Source organism: Mesorhizobium sp. M0340 (assembly GCF_040321535.1).
Lineage (GTDB): Bacteria > Pseudomonadota > Alphaproteobacteria > Rhizobiales > Rhizobiaceae > Mesorhizobium.
Genome location: NZ_JAMYRR010000015.1, coordinates 158587 through 174414, shown reverse-complemented (window position 1 = coordinate 174414; position 15828 = coordinate 158587). Strand labels below are relative to the sequence as shown.

General features: G+C 62.3%; 16 protein-coding genes and 1 tRNA gene. 6 read left to right on the top strand and 11 right to left on the bottom strand.

Annotated elements, in window-relative coordinates; genetic code table 11:
- The first annotated feature begins 201 nt into the window (after positions 1-201).
- Positions 202-417: a tyrosine-type recombinase/integrase gene (locus tag NKI79_RS21705; RefSeq protein ID WP_352804285.1), complete on the top strand. Its 216-nt coding sequence runs from the start codon at positions 202-204 to the stop codon at positions 415-417.
- 491 nt (positions 418-908) lie between these two features.
- On the opposite strand, the gene NKI79_RS21700 is transcribed toward NKI79_RS21705, so the two are convergent.
- Positions 909-1217, bottom strand: coding sequence for a hypothetical protein (locus NKI79_RS21700; RefSeq protein WP_352704517.1), 309 nt, complete (start codon positions 1215-1217; stop codon positions 909-911).
- A 250-nt stretch (positions 1218-1467) separates the two neighbouring features.
- On the opposite strand from NKI79_RS21700, the gene NKI79_RS21695 reads away from it, so the two are divergent.
- A tRNA-Leu gene (locus NKI79_RS21695) sits at positions 1468-1552 on the top strand.
- A gap of 163 nt (positions 1553-1715) precedes the next feature.
- On the opposite strand, the gene NKI79_RS21690 is transcribed toward NKI79_RS21695, so the two are convergent.
- Together NKI79_RS21690 and NKI79_RS21685 are read right to left on the bottom strand one after the other, a co-directional pair.
- Positions 1716-2300, bottom strand: coding sequence for a GDYXXLXY domain-containing protein (locus tag NKI79_RS21690; RefSeq protein WP_352804282.1), 585 nt, complete (start codon positions 2298-2300; stop codon positions 1716-1718).
- Positions 2297-3415: a DUF2157 domain-containing protein gene (locus NKI79_RS21685; RefSeq protein WP_352804280.1), complete on the bottom strand. Its 1119-nt coding sequence runs from the start codon at positions 3413-3415 to the stop codon at positions 2297-2299. Before NKI79_RS21685 ends, NKI79_RS21690 begins: the two co-directional genes overlap by 4 nt.
- Positions 3416-3637: 222 nt before the next feature.
- Between NKI79_RS21685 and NKI79_RS21680 the strand changes: the two genes are divergently transcribed.
- From NKI79_RS21680 to trmFO, 3 genes are all read left to right on the top strand, one after another.
- A complete protein-coding gene (locus NKI79_RS21680) occupies positions 3638-3778 on the top strand; it encodes a DUF1127 domain-containing protein (protein ID WP_254818335.1) in 141 nt (46 codons plus the stop codon).
- Between the two features lie 48 nt (positions 3779-3826).
- Positions 3827-3967, top strand: a complete 141-nt coding sequence (locus tag NKI79_RS21675; protein WP_254818334.1) for a DUF1127 domain-containing protein — start codon at positions 3827-3829, stop codon at positions 3965-3967.
- 372 nt (positions 3968-4339) lie between these two features.
- Positions 4340-5749: a methylenetetrahydrofolate--tRNA-(uracil(54)-C(5))-methyltransferase (FADH(2)-oxidizing) TrmFO gene (trmFO, locus tag NKI79_RS21670; RefSeq protein WP_352804277.1), complete on the top strand. Its 1410-nt coding sequence runs from the start codon at positions 4340-4342 to the stop codon at positions 5747-5749.
- A gap of 27 nt (positions 5750-5776) precedes the next feature.
- Here trmFO and NKI79_RS21665 read toward each other — a convergent pair whose 3' ends face one another.
- The 4 genes from NKI79_RS21665 to yajC are packed head-to-tail and all read right to left on the bottom strand — an operon-like array spanning position 5777 to position 9980.
- Positions 5777-6604 carry a phytoene/squalene synthase family protein gene (locus NKI79_RS21665; RefSeq protein WP_502909840.1) on the bottom strand — a complete coding sequence of 276 codons (828 nt, stop codon included), beginning with the start codon at positions 6602-6604 and terminating at the stop codon, positions 5777-5779.
- Between the two features lie 25 nt (positions 6605-6629).
- Positions 6630-7019, bottom strand: coding sequence for an Mth938-like domain-containing protein (locus NKI79_RS21660; protein ID WP_352505854.1), 390 nt, complete (start codon positions 7017-7019; stop codon positions 6630-6632).
- Positions 7020-7034: 15 nt separating this feature from the next.
- On the bottom strand, positions 7035-9587 hold the full coding sequence (gene secDF / locus NKI79_RS21655) for a protein translocase subunit SecDF (protein ID WP_352804272.1): 2553 nt from the start codon (positions 9585-9587) through the stop codon (positions 7035-7037).
- Between the two features lie 51 nt (positions 9588-9638).
- Positions 9639-9980: a preprotein translocase subunit YajC gene (gene yajC, locus NKI79_RS21650; protein ID WP_352451381.1), complete on the bottom strand. Its 342-nt coding sequence runs from the start codon at positions 9978-9980 to the stop codon at positions 9639-9641.
- Between the two features lie 282 nt (positions 9981-10262).
- Between yajC and NKI79_RS21645 the strand changes: the two genes are divergently transcribed.
- Complete coding sequence (locus NKI79_RS21645; protein ID WP_254818327.1) at positions 10263-11138, top strand: ATP-binding protein; 876 nt, start codon at positions 10263-10265, stop codon at positions 11136-11138.
- 97 nt (positions 11139-11235) lie between these two features.
- Here the strand turns inward: NKI79_RS21645 and NKI79_RS21640 are convergent, their stop codons facing one another.
- From NKI79_RS21640 to serS, 4 genes are all read right to left on the bottom strand, one after another.
- Positions 11236-12768, bottom strand: coding sequence for a peptidoglycan DD-metalloendopeptidase family protein (locus tag NKI79_RS21640; RefSeq protein ID WP_352804269.1), 1533 nt, complete (start codon positions 12766-12768; stop codon positions 11236-11238).
- A 260-nt stretch (positions 12769-13028) separates the two neighbouring features.
- Complete coding sequence (locus tag NKI79_RS21635; RefSeq protein ID WP_352804266.1) at positions 13029-13694, bottom strand: protein-L-isoaspartate(D-aspartate) O-methyltransferase; 666 nt, start codon at positions 13692-13694, stop codon at positions 13029-13031.
- Complete coding sequence (surE, locus tag NKI79_RS21630; RefSeq protein WP_352646716.1) at positions 13691-14449, bottom strand: 5'/3'-nucleotidase SurE; 759 nt, start codon at positions 14447-14449, stop codon at positions 13691-13693. Before surE ends, NKI79_RS21635 begins: the two co-directional genes overlap by 4 nt.
- Positions 14449-15753: a serine--tRNA ligase gene (serS, locus tag NKI79_RS21625; protein ID WP_352804263.1), complete on the bottom strand. Its 1305-nt coding sequence runs from the start codon at positions 15751-15753 to the stop codon at positions 14449-14451. The genes surE and serS overlap by 1 nt, the downstream gene beginning before the upstream one ends.
- Positions 15754-15828: the final 75 nt, after the last annotated feature.

Here is a 15828-nt window from a genome sequence, read left to right as displayed (position 1 = left end):
GTCTTTGTTTTTCCTACTTCTTATCACATTCTGCAGAAGCGGATCGTCGCGTCCCGTCACATTCGACACGCCTTTTGTCACAGGCGACGCTGATTTTCAACCATCTTTGCATTCCGGCCAAGGATACCGATGTGAGCTCTGACATTGACAGAATGATGGCTACATGGTGCCTACCCAGATATCAGGGGACCGTTCCAACATATGAAGGGCTCGGACGGCAAGGCACGTCACCTCCGAGACCTGTGGGACGAGATGCAGAAGACCCTCGGGTGGGACGATGTTGTGGTCCATACGCTGCGGCACACCTGTGCGAGCTGGCCGGTCCAGAACGGCGTCGACCTCAAGCGCATCCAGACGTGGCTCGGCCACAAGCACATAGAGACCACCCCCAAAATACGCCAAGCTGGCTACCGGTGATCTGGACCTTGCCGGCGACATTCTCGGTGACATCCTCGATGACAACAAGCCGAAGCTGGAGGTTGTGAAGAATGGGTAGACGCTCAAAGACTGCCCGACCAGAAAAGGGTCGTCCCCGCCAAGTCACACAAATGTGATCGGCCCGTTTCGAGTAAGTTCGTTCCGATCTATGTCCGTTGGTTCCACTCTATTCCTGTTGGTGCCGATTGCTGTTTGTTTGTTTCCCCAAGGCGTCTCGGGACAACTGCACTTAAGCCATTGACATCGCGCCACGGCTCACCGCTTATCTTAGCAGTTCCTTTTTAGAACTTTTCTCAATGGCGAGATCTGTCTTGAAAGGAACGCTCCCATGATAATCACTCTCGACCTCGGGCAGGTGCTCACCCTGACCGCAAGCGTGTTCGGCGTCGTGGCCGGACTAATCGCGATTGCGCGCTTCTTGAAATGGTGGTGGCACAAGCCCTAGTCGGGCCGACTGCGGCCAGAATCCACTATTCCTCTCCCCGATCCACGATGATGATGGAAGGATCATCAGCGGCACCATAAGCGAAGGTTTCTGGATTTGAGGTAATCGGAACGCGTCCAATGCGAATATTACCGCCACTCGTCACGATCGTGAGCCGTTCGCCCGACCATTGCAGCTCCTCCACGACGACCGGATCAATACCGAAACTGATAGCGACATCCACTGGGGTCCAAGCAGTAATAGCGCCATCTTCAAAAACGACGGAAAAATCGTCGGGTGAATGGTTTAGCTGTCGTATGGCCTTTCCAAGTATGCGATCCCCGAGCAAATCCATCCGTCGCTCCTCCGCGTCGCCCGTCTTCTAGCGCCAATCACCACCTCTGGAAGACGCTTGCAGCCCCGCGCTCAGTGCCAAGAGCTTAATTGGCATTGATACCCGTACAGAGGAACTATACGACCAATGTGTGAGGAGCACATCGCTTACGCCCCAGGAACCGGGTGAATGACCCCGACCCCGCTACCAAAACCGCCGCGTTGACTTGTGACAATGCCCGTGACAAACGGTGACGAAGTGACAAACTTTCGCGGGTATGGCGGAACTGGTAGACGCACTTGGTTTAGGTCCAAGCGTTGAGAAACATGGGGGTTCGAGTCCCTCTACCCGCACCAGCTCCCTTAGCGGAACAGATTTAGGTTCCAGTGCCGAAAGGCGTGGGGTGCGAGTCCCTTCATCCGCACCATCCCTTCGCTCTTCGAGCTTCGGGTGGCAGGCCACTCGAAGGTCCTCCGAAGCCCTGGCGAAGGAGGGTCATTGACAAGGCAGTAGCGCGATCTAATAAAGCGGCTCCTCGAACAGTGTCTTGTCGCCGTCCACCAGCGCCTTGATCTGCGCCGTGCCGTTGGCGGCGATCGCCACGCGGATGCCGAACGGCCGCACCCGCATGTCGTTCTGGATCGCTATCCCCTCGCCTTCCGGCAGATAGAAGCGCTCGATGCCATACTCCGGCGCGATCGTCGTTGCTCCCTGGCTGATATCCCAGCCCTCGGAGACGTGTCCGACGATATCGGCTTCGCCGGATGCTGCCGGCGCCGGCGCTTGCCCGAACCAAGCCGCGGTCGGCCCCCAATAGCCATCAGCGCCCTGCTTCAGCCTGACCACGATCGACGTTTCCTCGCTGGAAAGCTTGCCGGCCGGAATGTTGCCGATCAGTTTCACCGGTATGCGCGAAATATCGTAGCCGAGCAGAATGTAGTCACCGCGCAAGAGATCGCGCGGATCGATCGGCTCGATCCTGAGCAGGACCTGCTTGCCATCGCGCAGGATCGCCGCGCGTCCGGCGATGATCCAGCTCAGAAAGCCGATCTGGACGAGCGCCAGGACCAGCGCCGAGATGATCAGTCTTTTGCCAGTCATCATGCCGCCGCTCCGGTCATGTTCGAGGCGTTCATACGCTTTTCTATGCGGATGATAATGAAAGCAAGAACGGCGAGAAGCACCGCCGCCGCAAGGAAGAAGCCTGCCGTGTCGAGCATTGATTGCAGCATCACCACATAGATGATGGCGAGTTCGAAGGCGAAGCCCGCATAGGCAACCCAGCGCAGTCCCCGGCTCTCGCGGCCGCCCAGCACGATCGCCGCGACGATGCCGGCCAGCGCAACAGCCGAGGCAATGGCGAAGCCGCCATTGTAGCTGCTTTCATCCGCCAGTTCGAATTGGATCATCGCCAGGCCGGCGAGAAAGCCGATCAGCGCGTGCAAGGGTAACCTGCCGCCGAGTTGCAAAACCCTCTCGACCGGCCCGGCAGCAAAGATCGCAGCGGTAAAAAGCAGCACCGACGCGGCAACGAGCGGGATGGCGACTTGCAGCGTGTCATATTCCATGGCCAACAGCACGAGGTAGAAAAGCACCGACAGGATGATCAGGTGGCGCGCCGCCTGGCTGCGCGTCCAGAACGAAACGGCAAACAGAATTAGCGCCATGACCACGAAGAGATGCGGAAATTCCGTGCGCCGGAAGTAGTCGAACCCTCTCAGGAACAGCCAGGCATCGGCGATGCCGACGGCAGCGACGGTCAGCGGGTTTGAGCGCAGCGCCACCGCCGCCAGCGCCGTGCCGGCGCCCCAGGTGATCAAGGCCGAGGCCTCGTCGCCCGACAAATGATACATCTGGCCGATCAGCGCGATCGATCCGCCGAACGCTGCTGCCGCGACGATCCACAGCGCCTCGCCGATCGCCGCATGGTCGCGCATCTTCAGCACCGCCCCGCCGACATAGCCGGCAAGGATAACGGCAAAAAGTGCCGCGACCCGCACCAACCGCGGGATGACTTCCCAGTTGGCGGCGATGAAGATCAGGATAGCGGCGCCGAACAGCAGCGCCGCCATCATCGCCAGGATCGAGCCGAAACTCAGCGATTTGCGTTCGTTTGCCTCGACGTCGCGCGTCAGCGCAACGGCTGTCGGCGCGTCGATCAGGCCGGCCTGTTGCCATCGTGCGATATCCGACCTGACCCGTGACGAATAGCTCGCCATGCCCCTCCCCCTCTCCTTGGTCCTTTTAGCTTGTCCAGCCAAGCGTTTGACCTAACGGCATTTTCCGATCTGGGCGGAAAACCGGACGCGCGTTAATGTTGCATTGCACAAATTGCATTGCTGCCATGCACCAATAGCGCTTTTAAATCGATATGACCCCACCTATTTTCACGGTGCAGACAAAGACGGAATGATCCGAAAGAAAGACGAAACGAGACTACCATGAACCTGATCCGCAACTATCGCAACTGGCGCCGCTATAGGGACACCGTGTCCGAGCTGAGCCGCCTGAGCACCCGTGAACTGACCGATCTCGGCATCAGCCGCAGCGACATTCACTACGTCGCCCGCAAGTCGGTCTAATCCTTCGGGCCGCAAATGGTCCGAACCAGTTTTGAAAAGAGAACGACAATGAACCTGATCCGCAACTACCGTAACTGGCGCGTCTACCGCGAGACGGTTACCGAGCTGGGTCGCCTGTCGAACCGCCAGCTCAACGATCTCGGCATCGTCCGCGACGAAATCAAGATGATCGCTCGCAAGGCGATCTAACCACAAGAATTTCGCCAGGGTCGACCTCCTCCCCGACCCTGACGGATACGGTCAGCCTTCACCTCCTCCCGAGGGTTGACCACAAAAACGGCGCCCGCCGGACCTCCTCCCCCGGCGGGCGCTGTTTCCAGGTTGTTTCTAAAAGGGTTTCGCGCCCTTCAAATGGCGAAAAGAATTTCGTCAAAGCCGACCTCCTCCCCGGCAATGACGAATACGGTCGATCTTCACCTCCTCCCGAGGATCGACCAACAAAACGACACCCGCCGGACCTCCTCCCCCGGCGGGTGTTGTTGTTTTGAGGCGGCTTCCCCCGTCAGCCATTCTCCCGTGTGGCAATTGCAATCCTTGCGCCAAGCGACTATTTCGGCGCTCATGGACAAGAACCCCATTCACGTTATCGGCGGCGGACTTGCCGGCTCCGAAGCCGCCTGGCAGGCGGCCGAGGCCGGCGTTCCAGTTGTCCTGCATGAAATGCGTCCCGTCCGCGGTACCGACGCGCACAAGACCGACGGGCTGGCCGAGCTCGTCTGTTCGAATTCCTTCCGCTCCGACGATGCGCAAACCAATGCCGTCGGCCTGCTGCACGCCGAAATGCGGCTGGCCGGTTCACTGATCATGAGCGCCGGCGATGCTCACCAGGTGCCGGCCGGCGGTGCGCTTGCCGTTGACCGCGACGGGTTTTCCGACGCGGTGACCAGAACGCTCGAAGCCCACCCGCTCATCACCATCCAGCGTGAGGAAGTGCCCGGCCTGCCGCCGGCGGATTGGGACCAGGCGATCGTTGCCACCGGCCCGCTGACCGCGCCTTCGCTCGCCCAGTCGATCGCGGAAGCAACCGGCGCCGACGCGCTCGCCTTCTTCGACGCCATCGCGCCGATCGTCCATTTCGACACAATCGACATGGACATCTGCTGGTTCCAGTCGCGCTACGACAAGGTCGGCCCCGGCGGCACCGGCAAGGATTACATCAACTGCCCGATGGATAAGGAGCAGTACCTTGCCTTCGTGCAGGCGCTGGTCCACGGCCAGAAAACCGAATTCAAGCAATGGGAAGGCACGCTCTATTTCGACGGCTGCCTGCCGATCGAGGTGATGGCCGAGCGCGGCGTCGAGACATTGCGCTACGGGCCGATGAAGCCGATGGGACTGACCAATGCGCATAATCCGTCTGTAAAGGCGTATGCCGTCGTTCAGCTCCGCCAGGACAATGCGCTGGGCACGCTCTATAACATGGTCGGCTTCCAGACCAAGCTGAAGCACGCCGAGCAGGTGCGCATATTCCGCACCATCCCCGGGCTGGAAAAGGCCGAATTTGCCCGCCTAGGCGGCCTGCACCGCAACACCTACATCAATTCGCCGACGCTGCTCGACGCTTCGCTGCAGTTGAAGTCGCGGCCCGGCCTGCGTTTTGCCGGCCAGATCACCGGCTGCGAGGGCTATGTCGAGAGTGCCGCCATCGGCTTGCTCGCCGGGCGTTTCGCCGCCGCCGAAAGGCTTGGCCATGCGCCGTCGCTGCCGCCTTTGACCACCGCCTTCGGCGCATTGCTCAATCACATCGCCGGTGGCCATATTGTCTCCGACGACGAGCCGGGAAAGCGATCCTTCCAGCCGATGAACGTCAATTTCGGCCTGTTCCCGCCGGTGGACGCGCCGAAGATCGAAGGCAAGCGGCTGCGCGGCAAGGACAAGACGGTCGCCAAGCGGCACGCGGTGACATCGCGTGCGCTGGCCGACTGCCGCGAATGGCTGGGGCTGCCTGCAACAGCGCAAGCTGCGGAATAACGGTCGGGTTGGCTACGCGGCAGCCAACTATGCGACCGGCCAGCCCCGTGTCGCGCGCCGGAACAAGAGCCAATGCCGGCGCAAGGCCGAAAGCCGCACCGCGCTATCAAGCGGTGAATGGCGGGAGCCGTCCATCTTGTCGAGATAGGCGCGCGTCAGAGCCAGTGGCAGAAAGGCCGGGCGCAGTGAAACCGGCAGAGCGAATGCCCCCTGCTCGAAAGCGGAAAGATGCTCGCGTGCCAGCGCGATCATCGCGGCGACCGCGCGTTCCGCGCCCGGCCCGCCGTCACCTGTAACGAACTCTTGCGGCGACGATCCCGCCGCAGCCAAAATATCGGCCGGGACAAAGCACTGTCCCCGCTTGCGATGCAGCGGCAGCAGAAGCAGGAGACCGGTCATCGCTTGCGCACAACCTGCCCTGCCGGCAAGTTCGGCAAAGCGTGGTGCTTGGACCGGATCGAGCACCATCGCCGCAAGCTGGATGAGTGCTGCGGCAGTCTCGCCGCAATAGCCTTCGAGATCGGTGCGCGACGGCATCGGATCGTCATAGAGATCGAAGATGCGCGCTTCGAGCATATTGTCGAAAGCGGCCTTAGGCAGGCGGTGGGCGGAAATCGCCGCCCTCAGCGCGTCCGCCACGGGATGGCCGATCTGAGTCCGATCCTCTTCGGCGGCGATCACGTCTCGCCACCATTGCAGCCGCACCTCGCCCGGCAGCGCCTCGTGGATGCGATCGCGTATGCCGGCGACTTCGGCATTGAAGGCATAGAGCGAAAACAGCGCGTCGCGCTTGTTCTCGGGCGCATAGAGCACACTGAGATAGCGGTCATGGTCGGCGGCACGCACCGTGTCCATGACGACTTTGGTGTTTTCGGCCACGTCAGTCGACGGCGATGAGCGCTGCGGCCACGGCGCGATCTTCCGCCAGCAGCACATTATAGGTCCGCACCGCCGCCCCCGTCGACATCGGATCGGCGGAAATGCCCGCTTCTTTCAGCGCCGTACGCAGCGCGGCAGGCAATGGCCTCAGATCCTTGCCGCTGCCGACCAACAGGATCTCAACCTTGGCGGCCTCGTTGAACAGCTTGGCGAAATCCGCTGCCGTCAGCGCCAACGGATCGGCCGGCTCCCAGCCATATATGCCCGAAGGCAGGCACAGCAGCGAGCCGCGATGCGACATGTCGGCAAAGCGGAAACCGCCATTGCCGTAAGCCTCGATCGGTGCGCGGCCTGGGAAATGCGCCTCGCGGATGACGATGCCCTTGGCCACTTTTGAGGCAAGCCGTCAGGTGGTTATGGCTTTGCCGCCGCCCACCGGCTTTTCCTCATCGGACGCTGTGGCCTGCGGCCGCAGCTTGAACAGGATAAGCAGTGGCGCGGCGATAAAGATCGACGAATAAGTGCCGAACACGACGCCGAACAGCATCGCCATTGTGAACGAGCGGATCACCTCGCCGCCGAACAGCACCAGCGCCAGCAGCGCCAGGATCGTCGTCACCGAGGTCAGCGTCGTCCTCGACAGCGTCTCGTTGATGGCGTTGTTCAGCAGTTGCGGCAGCGGCATTCGCTTATATTTTCGCAGATCCTCGCGAACGCGGTCATAGACGACGATCGTGTCGTTGAGCGAATAACCGATGATGGTGAGGATCGCCGCCAGCGACGACTGGTTGAATTCCAGGCCGGTGATAACGAAGAAGCCGATCGTCATGACCACGTCGTGCACGGTCGCAACGATTGCGCCGACCGCGAACTGCCATTCGAAGCGGAACCAGACATAGATCAGGATGCCGAGCAGCGCGATAAGCATGGCGATGGTGCCTTGCTTGGCAAGCTCGCCCGAGACCGTCGGCCCCACCACTTCGACGCGGCGGAAATCATACTGATCCTGCAGCTCGCCGCGCACCTTGTCGATGACGGTCTGCTCAGCGTTCTCGCCGCCCGCCTGCGTGCCGACGCGGATCAGCACGTCGTTCGGTTCGCCGAACTGCTGAACCTGCACCTCGCCGATATTAAGTTCCGTCAGTCTGCCGCGGATGTCGGCCAGATCGGCATTGCCGGCCTTGGACTGCACCTCGATCAGTGAGCCGCCCTTGAAATCGATGCCGTAATTTATGTCGATGGTCATGAAGCCGATGACCGACAGCACCGAAAGCACGCTGGACAGTGTGAACGTCCAGCGGCGGATACCCATGAACGGAATTTTCGTGCCTGGTGGAATGAACGTCACAGGCGCCCGCGGCAACTCCTTCGGACGGGCGCGGCGAAGCCAGATCGACACGAGCAGGCGTGTGAAGGTGAAGGCGGTGAAGACCGTAGTCAGGATGCCGATGGCATAGGTGACGGCAAAGCCCTTCACCGGCCCGGTTCCGAGCCAGAACAGCACCACGGTCGCGATCAGTGAGGTCACGTTGGAATCGACGATGGTCGCCAGCGCCTTGCTGAAACCGGTATCGATCGCCTGAATGACCGAGCGGCCGGCACGTCGCTCCTCGCGGATGCGTTCATAGATGAGAACGTTCGAATCGACCGCCATGCCGATGGTCAGCACGATACCGGCGATACCGGGTAGGGTCAGTGTCGCTCCAAGCAGCGACAGCAGCCCGACGATCATCGCCACATGCACCGCCAGCGCGATGTTGGCGAGGAAGCCGAGGAAACCGTAGGCGACGAACATGAACGCCACCACCAGGATCGACCCGATGATGCCGGCGACCTTGCCGGCATGGATGGAGTCCTGGCCAAGTCCCGGCCCCACCGTCCGCTCTTCGATTACCGTCAGCGTCGCTGGCAAGGCGCCGGCGCGCAGCAGCACGGCGAGGTCGTTGGCGCTCTCGGCGGTGAAATTTCCCGATATCTGGCCGGTACCGCCCGGGATCGGTTCACGGATCTGCGGCGCCGAAATCACCTGATTGTCGAGGATGATGGCAAACAGCTTGCCGACGTTCTGTGCCGTCGCCTGGCCGAACCGCTGCGCCCCTTTCGAATCGAACCGGAACGAAACAACCGGCTCGTTGGTCTGGGAGTTGAAGGTCGCCTGGGCATCGACGAGGTTTTCGCCGGAAACGATGACGCGGTTCTCGATCAGGTACGGAACCGGCGGGTCGTCCTGCGAATACAGCACCGAGGATCCCGGCGGCGGACGGCCGTTCAGAGCGTCCTGCACCGGCATCGATTGGTCGACCATCTGGAAGGTCAGCTTGGCAGTCTGGCCAAGAATTTCCTTCAGCCGTTGCGGATCCTGCAGACCAGGCACCTGCACCAGGATACGGTCGTCGCCTTGGCGCTGCACGATCGGCTCGGTGGTGCCGAGTTCGTTGACACGACGCTCGACAACCTGGATCGCCTGCGTCAGCGCCGTCGAGGTGCGATATTTGATCCCCGCATCGGTGACGGAGAATTTGAGCAGGCCGGGCTCGGAATCATCCAGCGTCATCTCCTGGATGGAGCCGCCGCTGAACAGGCCTGCGGCCACCGGATTGGTCAATGGTTTCAAGGCTGTCTTGGCAGCGTCGATCTGTGCGGGATCGGTGATGCGGACCTGCACCGTGCGGCCCGTTCCGGAAAGGCCGGTATAGCCGATCTTGGCATCGCGCAGCAGCGTCCTGATTTCGTCGCGCGTCGTCTCCAGCCGATCCTTGATCAGATCGTTCGGATCCATCCTGAGCAGGATGTGCGAGCCGCCCTGCAAGTCGAGGCCGAGCGTCATCTGCCGCTTCGGCACCCAGTCGGGCAGCTTAGCCAGCGTGCTGGCGGAAAAAAGGTTGGGCGCAGCGAGGACCACTGTGGCGGCCACGGCCAGCCAGATCAGGATCATCTTGAAGCGCGAAAAATAAAGCATATGGCGTCGTCCGTCAGGGCGTACTGGCGGATCGTTCCGCCGACAATTCGGTTATTTCTTGGCGTTCTGGTTCGCCACCGGCTCGCCCTTGACGCGCACGTCGGCGATCGTCGAGCGCAGCGCCGTCACCTTGGTACCGCCGCCAAGGTCGATCTCGAGCTCGTTATCGTCGATCACCTTGGTTACCTTGCCGACCAAGCCGCCACCGGTGACAACGGTGTCGCCGCGGCGAACCGCCGCCAGCATCTCGCCGCGCTTCTTCAGCTGCGTGCGCTGCGGCCGGATGATCAGAAAATACATGATCACGAAAATCAGAGCAAACGGCACGATCTGGATAAACATTGCGGACGAGTCCCCGCCGATGCCTTGGGCGTATGCCGGTGTCACGAACATCGAGGTACTCCTGAATTTTAAAAACAGCCGTTCTGGGAATTTGACGGCCCCGCCAAATTTGGCCGGAATATAATCGGTAACGTTGCCAATGCAACTGCGCGGCCGGGCAAATCGGCTGCTTTTCCGGCCTGGTGAGCCGTGTTAGAGGGTGATCCCGAAAAGCGACGCTCGGTTTTCGCAAAAGATGATGCCCGAACAAATGCTTGGGACGAGTTTCGAAACCGCTGAAATCAGGTAGGTTGGCCTGCCGCACCGTCCCGAATGCGAACAAAAAGACAAGAGATGACCGACAGCACCATCGATATCCTGAGCCAGAAGCTCGACCGTCTGATCGAGGCGATCGCCCGCCTCGCGCCACCGCCGGTGCCGCAAACCGACCTCGGCGACGCCGATTGCTTCGTCTGGCAGGCCGATCCCGGCTATCTGGAGCCGGTGCTCAAGGTCAACCGCGTCGACATCGGCCTGATCCGCGGGGTCGACCGCGTCCGCGACATATTGGTCGACAACACCGAGCGCTTCGCCTCCGGCTATGCCGCCAACAACGTGCTGTTGTGGGGCGCGCGCGGCATGGGCAAATCGTCGCTGGTCAAGGCCGTGCACGCCGCGGTCAACGCTTCGACCAAGCTCGACCTGCCGCTCAAGCTCATCGAGATCCATCGCGAAGACATCGACACGCTTCCGAAGCTGATGAGCCTGCTGAAGGCAGCGCCCTTCCGCTTCATCCTGTTTTGCGACGACCTGTCATTCGACCATGACGACACGTCCTATAAATCGCTGAAGGCAGCACTTGAAGGCGGCGTCGAGGGCCGCCCGGCCAACGTCATCTTCTACGCCACCTCGAACCGGCGGCATTTGTTGCCGCGCGACATGATCGACAATGAGCGCTCGACGGCGATCAATCCGTCCGAAGCGGTCGAGGAGAAGGTTTCGCTGTCGGACCGCTTCGGCCTGTGGCTTGGCTTCCACAAATGTTCGCAGGACGAATATCTCGACATGATCGACGGCTATGTCCGCCATCACGATCTCGCCATCGATCCCGAGACGCTGCGCGCCGAGGCGCTGGAATGGGCGACGACGCGCGGCAGCCGTTCGGGCCGCGTCGCCTGGCAGTTCACCCAGGACCTGGCTGGCAGGCTCGGCAAGCCGCTGAAGGATTAGCCGCTCAAGGACTAACAGCAGAAGAAGCCCGCACCTTGCGGAGCGGACTTCCTCGGCGGGCTGAAGGTCAGGTGGCCCGCAAATCGCTTTTCGTCGTCTATTCGAGATAGGTCGAAGGATCGACCGGCGCCGAGTTCTTGCGCACTTCGAAATGCAGTTTCGGCGAGTCGGTGGTGCCGCTCATGCCGGACAGGGCGATTTCCTGGCCGCGCTTGACCTTCTGGCCGCGCTGCACCTCGATCGAGCTGGCGTGGCCGTAGACAGTGACCAGACCGTTTTCGTGCCGCACCAGCACCGTGTTGCCGAATTCCTTGAGGCCGTCACCGGCATAGATGACGACACCGTTTTCAGCCGCCTTGACCGGCGTCCCCTCGGGCACGGCAATGTCGACGCCGTCCTTGCCGCCGCCGAAGCTTGAGATCACGCGGCCGCGCACCGGCCAGCGCATCTTGCCGATGCCGGTCGCGTCCGGCGCCACCGCATCGTCGTCCTCGGCCTGCTGGATGACTTTCGCATCCTTCTTCGGCGGCGTGTAGGAGGCGAGCGTCTGCGTCGGCGTAGCCTTGGCCGGCGGCTCGGTGGTAGCCGTCGTCACCGGATCGACCTTAGCCGGCTTCACGCCGGCGACGACAGCGGTTCCGCCTGCCGGCACTTTGAGGGTCTGGCCGATCTTGAGCAGTCCATCCTGCATGCCGTTCGCCTGCTTCAGTGCAACGACGCCGACGCCGGTCTTTCTGGCAATGGCGGACAGCGTATCGCCTTGCTGAACCGTGTAAGTGCCGCCGGCACCGGCCGGTTTGGCCGTCGCCGAAGCCACCTTCGCCGCAGTCTTTCCATCCTTCGGCTGGCTCGCGGCAGCCGAGGCGTCCACCTGCGCGGCAGACTTGCCTTCCCTGAGTTTCGGCTGCTGCGGCAGCACGGCCACCTTCTCCGGCGCGTCGGCCGGCTGGTCGTGCCTGGTGCCGTTCGCGGGCTTGGCATCGGCGACTTTTGGCGCGGCGCCGTTGCTCGAATACGCATAGGCCGGGATGACGAGCTTCTGGCCGGTCTTCAGCCCCTTGGTCGCGCTCAGCCCGTTGACTTTCATGATGGCATCGGCCGGCACGCCGTAGCGCCGTGACAGGCCGGAAATGGTCTCGCCGTCCTTGACGACGATCTCGGTTGCATGCGGTGCGCCGGCGGCCGTCGCCAGGCGCGGCGCGTCGGGCTCGGCGTTCTTGAACGGCCTTGCCGCCGGAGCGACGGTGCCGGTTGCCGTCCTGTCGACACGAGGAGCGGCAGGCGCCAGGGCCGGCGCGGCAGCGGTACGCACCGGACGGGCGGCAGGCGCCAGCGCGGGAGCCGGCGGTGGCAACTGCTGTGCCGTGACCGGTTCGAGGCTTGAGCGGCTGACCGACTGGGTGTGGCTGCCGTCGATCGGCGCGGCCGCAACATCGCCCGGATAGGGCTGGGTAGCATCCTGCTTGTCGATGATGGCGCGCTGGTTGTTGGTCGAGGCGGTGAACACGTCGTCGACGCTGTTGAACCGCGCCACCTGGGAACTACACCCCGTCGCAGCGCCTGCGATCATGAGGACGGCGCAGCCACGCGCCAGATTGCGTCCGTTTGCCTTCAAAACACTGAATTGCATCGCACTAACCCGCACAGACCCGGTACAACTGAGTGTGATTAAAGCGCGTTAATGTTACCGGTCGGTTAAACCTGTAGAATCAGGCGCAAATTTTCTTAAAATATTCGAGGATCCGGGCGCCGGGTGTGCCGAGATTCAGGTCAGGCCGAGCCGAAAATGGTGGGTTCCGAGAACCGGAGCGGAGCGTACTTTTGGGTACGTGAGCACCGGAAGCGGAGGAAGCCGCCATTTGCAGGCCGACCTCACCTGAATATCACAGCCTAGATCACTGCGGCGACACCGTGCAGGATCGGCTGCAGGCGCACCAGGCCGATATCCTCGCGTTCGAAGCGGCTGCCGACCTTGGTAAGCTTGGCCAGCACCTGCTCGCCCTCGTCGGGTCCGATCGGCGCAATGACGATGCCGCCGCTCGACAATTGATCGAGGAGAAAGCGCGGCAGGCTGTCGAAGGCCGCCCAGGCAACGATGCGGTCGAACGGCGCTTCGTTGGCCAGCCCGCTGGAACCGTCCGCCTGACGCACGATGACATTGCCGATGGCGAGTGCTTCAAGGCGCTGCCGGGCCTGTTCGGCCAGCGTCTTGTAACGGTCGATGGTGACGATCCGCGCGGCAAGCCGCGACATCACCGCCGCCGTGTAGCCGGACCCGGTGCCGATCTCGAGCACCCGGTTGCCCGGCTCGATGGCAAGTGCCGCGATCACCGCCGCCTGCAGGTCGGCGCCTTCGATGGCCTCGCCGCATTCGATCGGCAGCATACGGTCCGACCAGGCTATGGAGTGAAAATGCGGAGATAGAAAGCCGCGCCGCGGCGTCGCCTCAAAGGCGGCGATCAGCGCCTTCGGCACCGTGCCCCTGCCGCGCAGGCGAAGCAGGAAGGCAGCGAAACCTTCGCGCTCGTCGACCGTTGCAGCGTGGTTCGAGTTCATGCGAGCGCCTTGGCCAGTTGATCGCGGATTTCATGTGCGGTGAGATCGAGCTGCAGCGGCGTCACCGACACCAGCCGATTGCGCAAGGCATGGAGGTCGGTGCCTTGCTTGCCTTCGACGGGCTCGCGGCCGAAGCGCAGCCAATAGTATGGCAGGCCGCGCCCGTCGCGCCGCTCGTCGACCCACAGGCTGTGGACCAGCTTGCCCTGCGAAGTAACCACAGTTCCGGCGATCTCTTGCGGCTCGCAATTCGGAAAATTGACGTTGAGCAGCACGCCGTCCGGCAACGGCATGGCGACGAGCTTTTCGAGCAGCGCCGGCGCCAGCGCTTCCGCGGTCTCGTAGGGAACGACGCGGTCCTCGCCGACATAGGAATAGGCCTGGCTGATGGCGATTGAGCGCACGCCGAGCAGCGCGCCTTCCATGGCGCCGGCGACCGTGCCCGAATAGGTGACGTCGTCGGCGATGTTGGCGCCGGAATTGACGCCGGACAGGATCAGGTCAGGCGCTTCGGGCAGGATTTTCTTCACGCCCATGATGACGCAGTCGGTCGGCGTGCCGCGCACCGCAAAGTGCTTTTCGCCGATTTTCCTGAGCCGCAGCGGCTCCGAGATCGAGAGCGAATGCGCATAGCCGGACTGATCCTGTTCCGGTGCCACCACCCAGACGTCGTCCGACAGCGTGCGCGCGATGCGTTCGAGTGATGCAAGGCCCTCGGCATGGATGCCGTCGTCGTTGGTCAGAAGGATGCGCATTATTTCGATTCGATCTTTTCCAGACCGCCCATGTAAGGCCGAAGCGCTTCAGGAATGGTTACGCTGCCGTCCTCGTTCTGGTAATTTTCGATGACGGCAATGAGAGCGCGGCCGACGGCGGTGCCCGAACCGTTCAGCGTGTGGACGAAGCGGTTGCCCTTGCCGTCCTTGTCCTTGTAGCGGGCGTCCATGCGCCGCGCCTGGAAATCGCCGCATACCGAGCACGACGATATCTCGCGATAGGCATTCTGGCCGGGCAGCCAGACCTCGATGTCGTAGGTCTTGCGCGCGCCAAAGCCCATGTCGCCGGTGCACAGCGTCACGGTGCGGAACGGCAGGCCGAGCCGCTTCAGCACCTTCTCGGCGCATTCGGTCATGCGCTCATGCTCGGCAACCGAAGTCTCCTGGTCGGTGATCGACACCAGTTCGACCTTGTAGAACTGGTGCTGGCGCAGCATGCCGCGCGTGTCGCGCCCGGCCGAGCCCGCCTCGGAGCGGAAGCACGGCGTCAGCGCCGTATAGCGCAGCGGCAGTTTTTCGTGCGGCGTGATCTCGTCGCGAACGAGATTGGTTAGCGGCACTTCGGCGGTTGGGATCAGGCCAAGCCTGCCGTCCCCGTGCCGAACGAAGAATAAATCCTCCTCGAATTTCGGCAGTTGCCCGGTTCCGAAAAGCACCTCGTCGCGCACCATCAACGGCGGCTGGATCTCTACATAGCCGTGCTCGGTGGTGTGCAGATCCAGCATGAACTGGCCGAGCGCGCGTTCCATCCGCGCCAGGCCGCTTTTGAGCACGGTGAAGCGCGAGCCGGAAAGCCGTGCTGCCCGCTCGAAATCCATCATGCCGAGCGCTTCGCCGATCTCGAAATGCTCCTTCACCCAGTTCGGCCGCGTCGGCACCTCGCCAACGACGCGCTTGACGACGTTGTCGTGCTCATCCTTGCCGACCGGCACGTCGTCGAACGGCACGTTTGGCAGCACTGCCAACACATCGTTCAGCGCCTTGTCGAGCTCGCGCTCGCGCGCCTCGCCATTCTGGATGAAGGCCTTGATCTCGCCGACCTCGGCCTTCAGCCTTTCGGCAAGAGCGGCGTCGCCCGAGCGCATGGCATTGCCGATCTCCTTCGAGGCGGCGTTGCGGCGTTCTTGTCTGGCCTGCAGCTCGGTCAGATGCTCGCGCCGCGCCTCATCCGCCGCGATCAAGTCGTCGACCGTGGACCGCGCATCCTCAGCCGACCACGAGCGCTTCTGGAGCGCTTCGACAAGGGCCTTCGGGTTGTCGCGAATCCATTTGATGTCAAGCATGGTCTGTTCGTCCTTGAGTAGGCCAGAGGGGGTAAACCGCATCGATGCAAGGCGTCAAGGCAGAGTTCCTTCGCG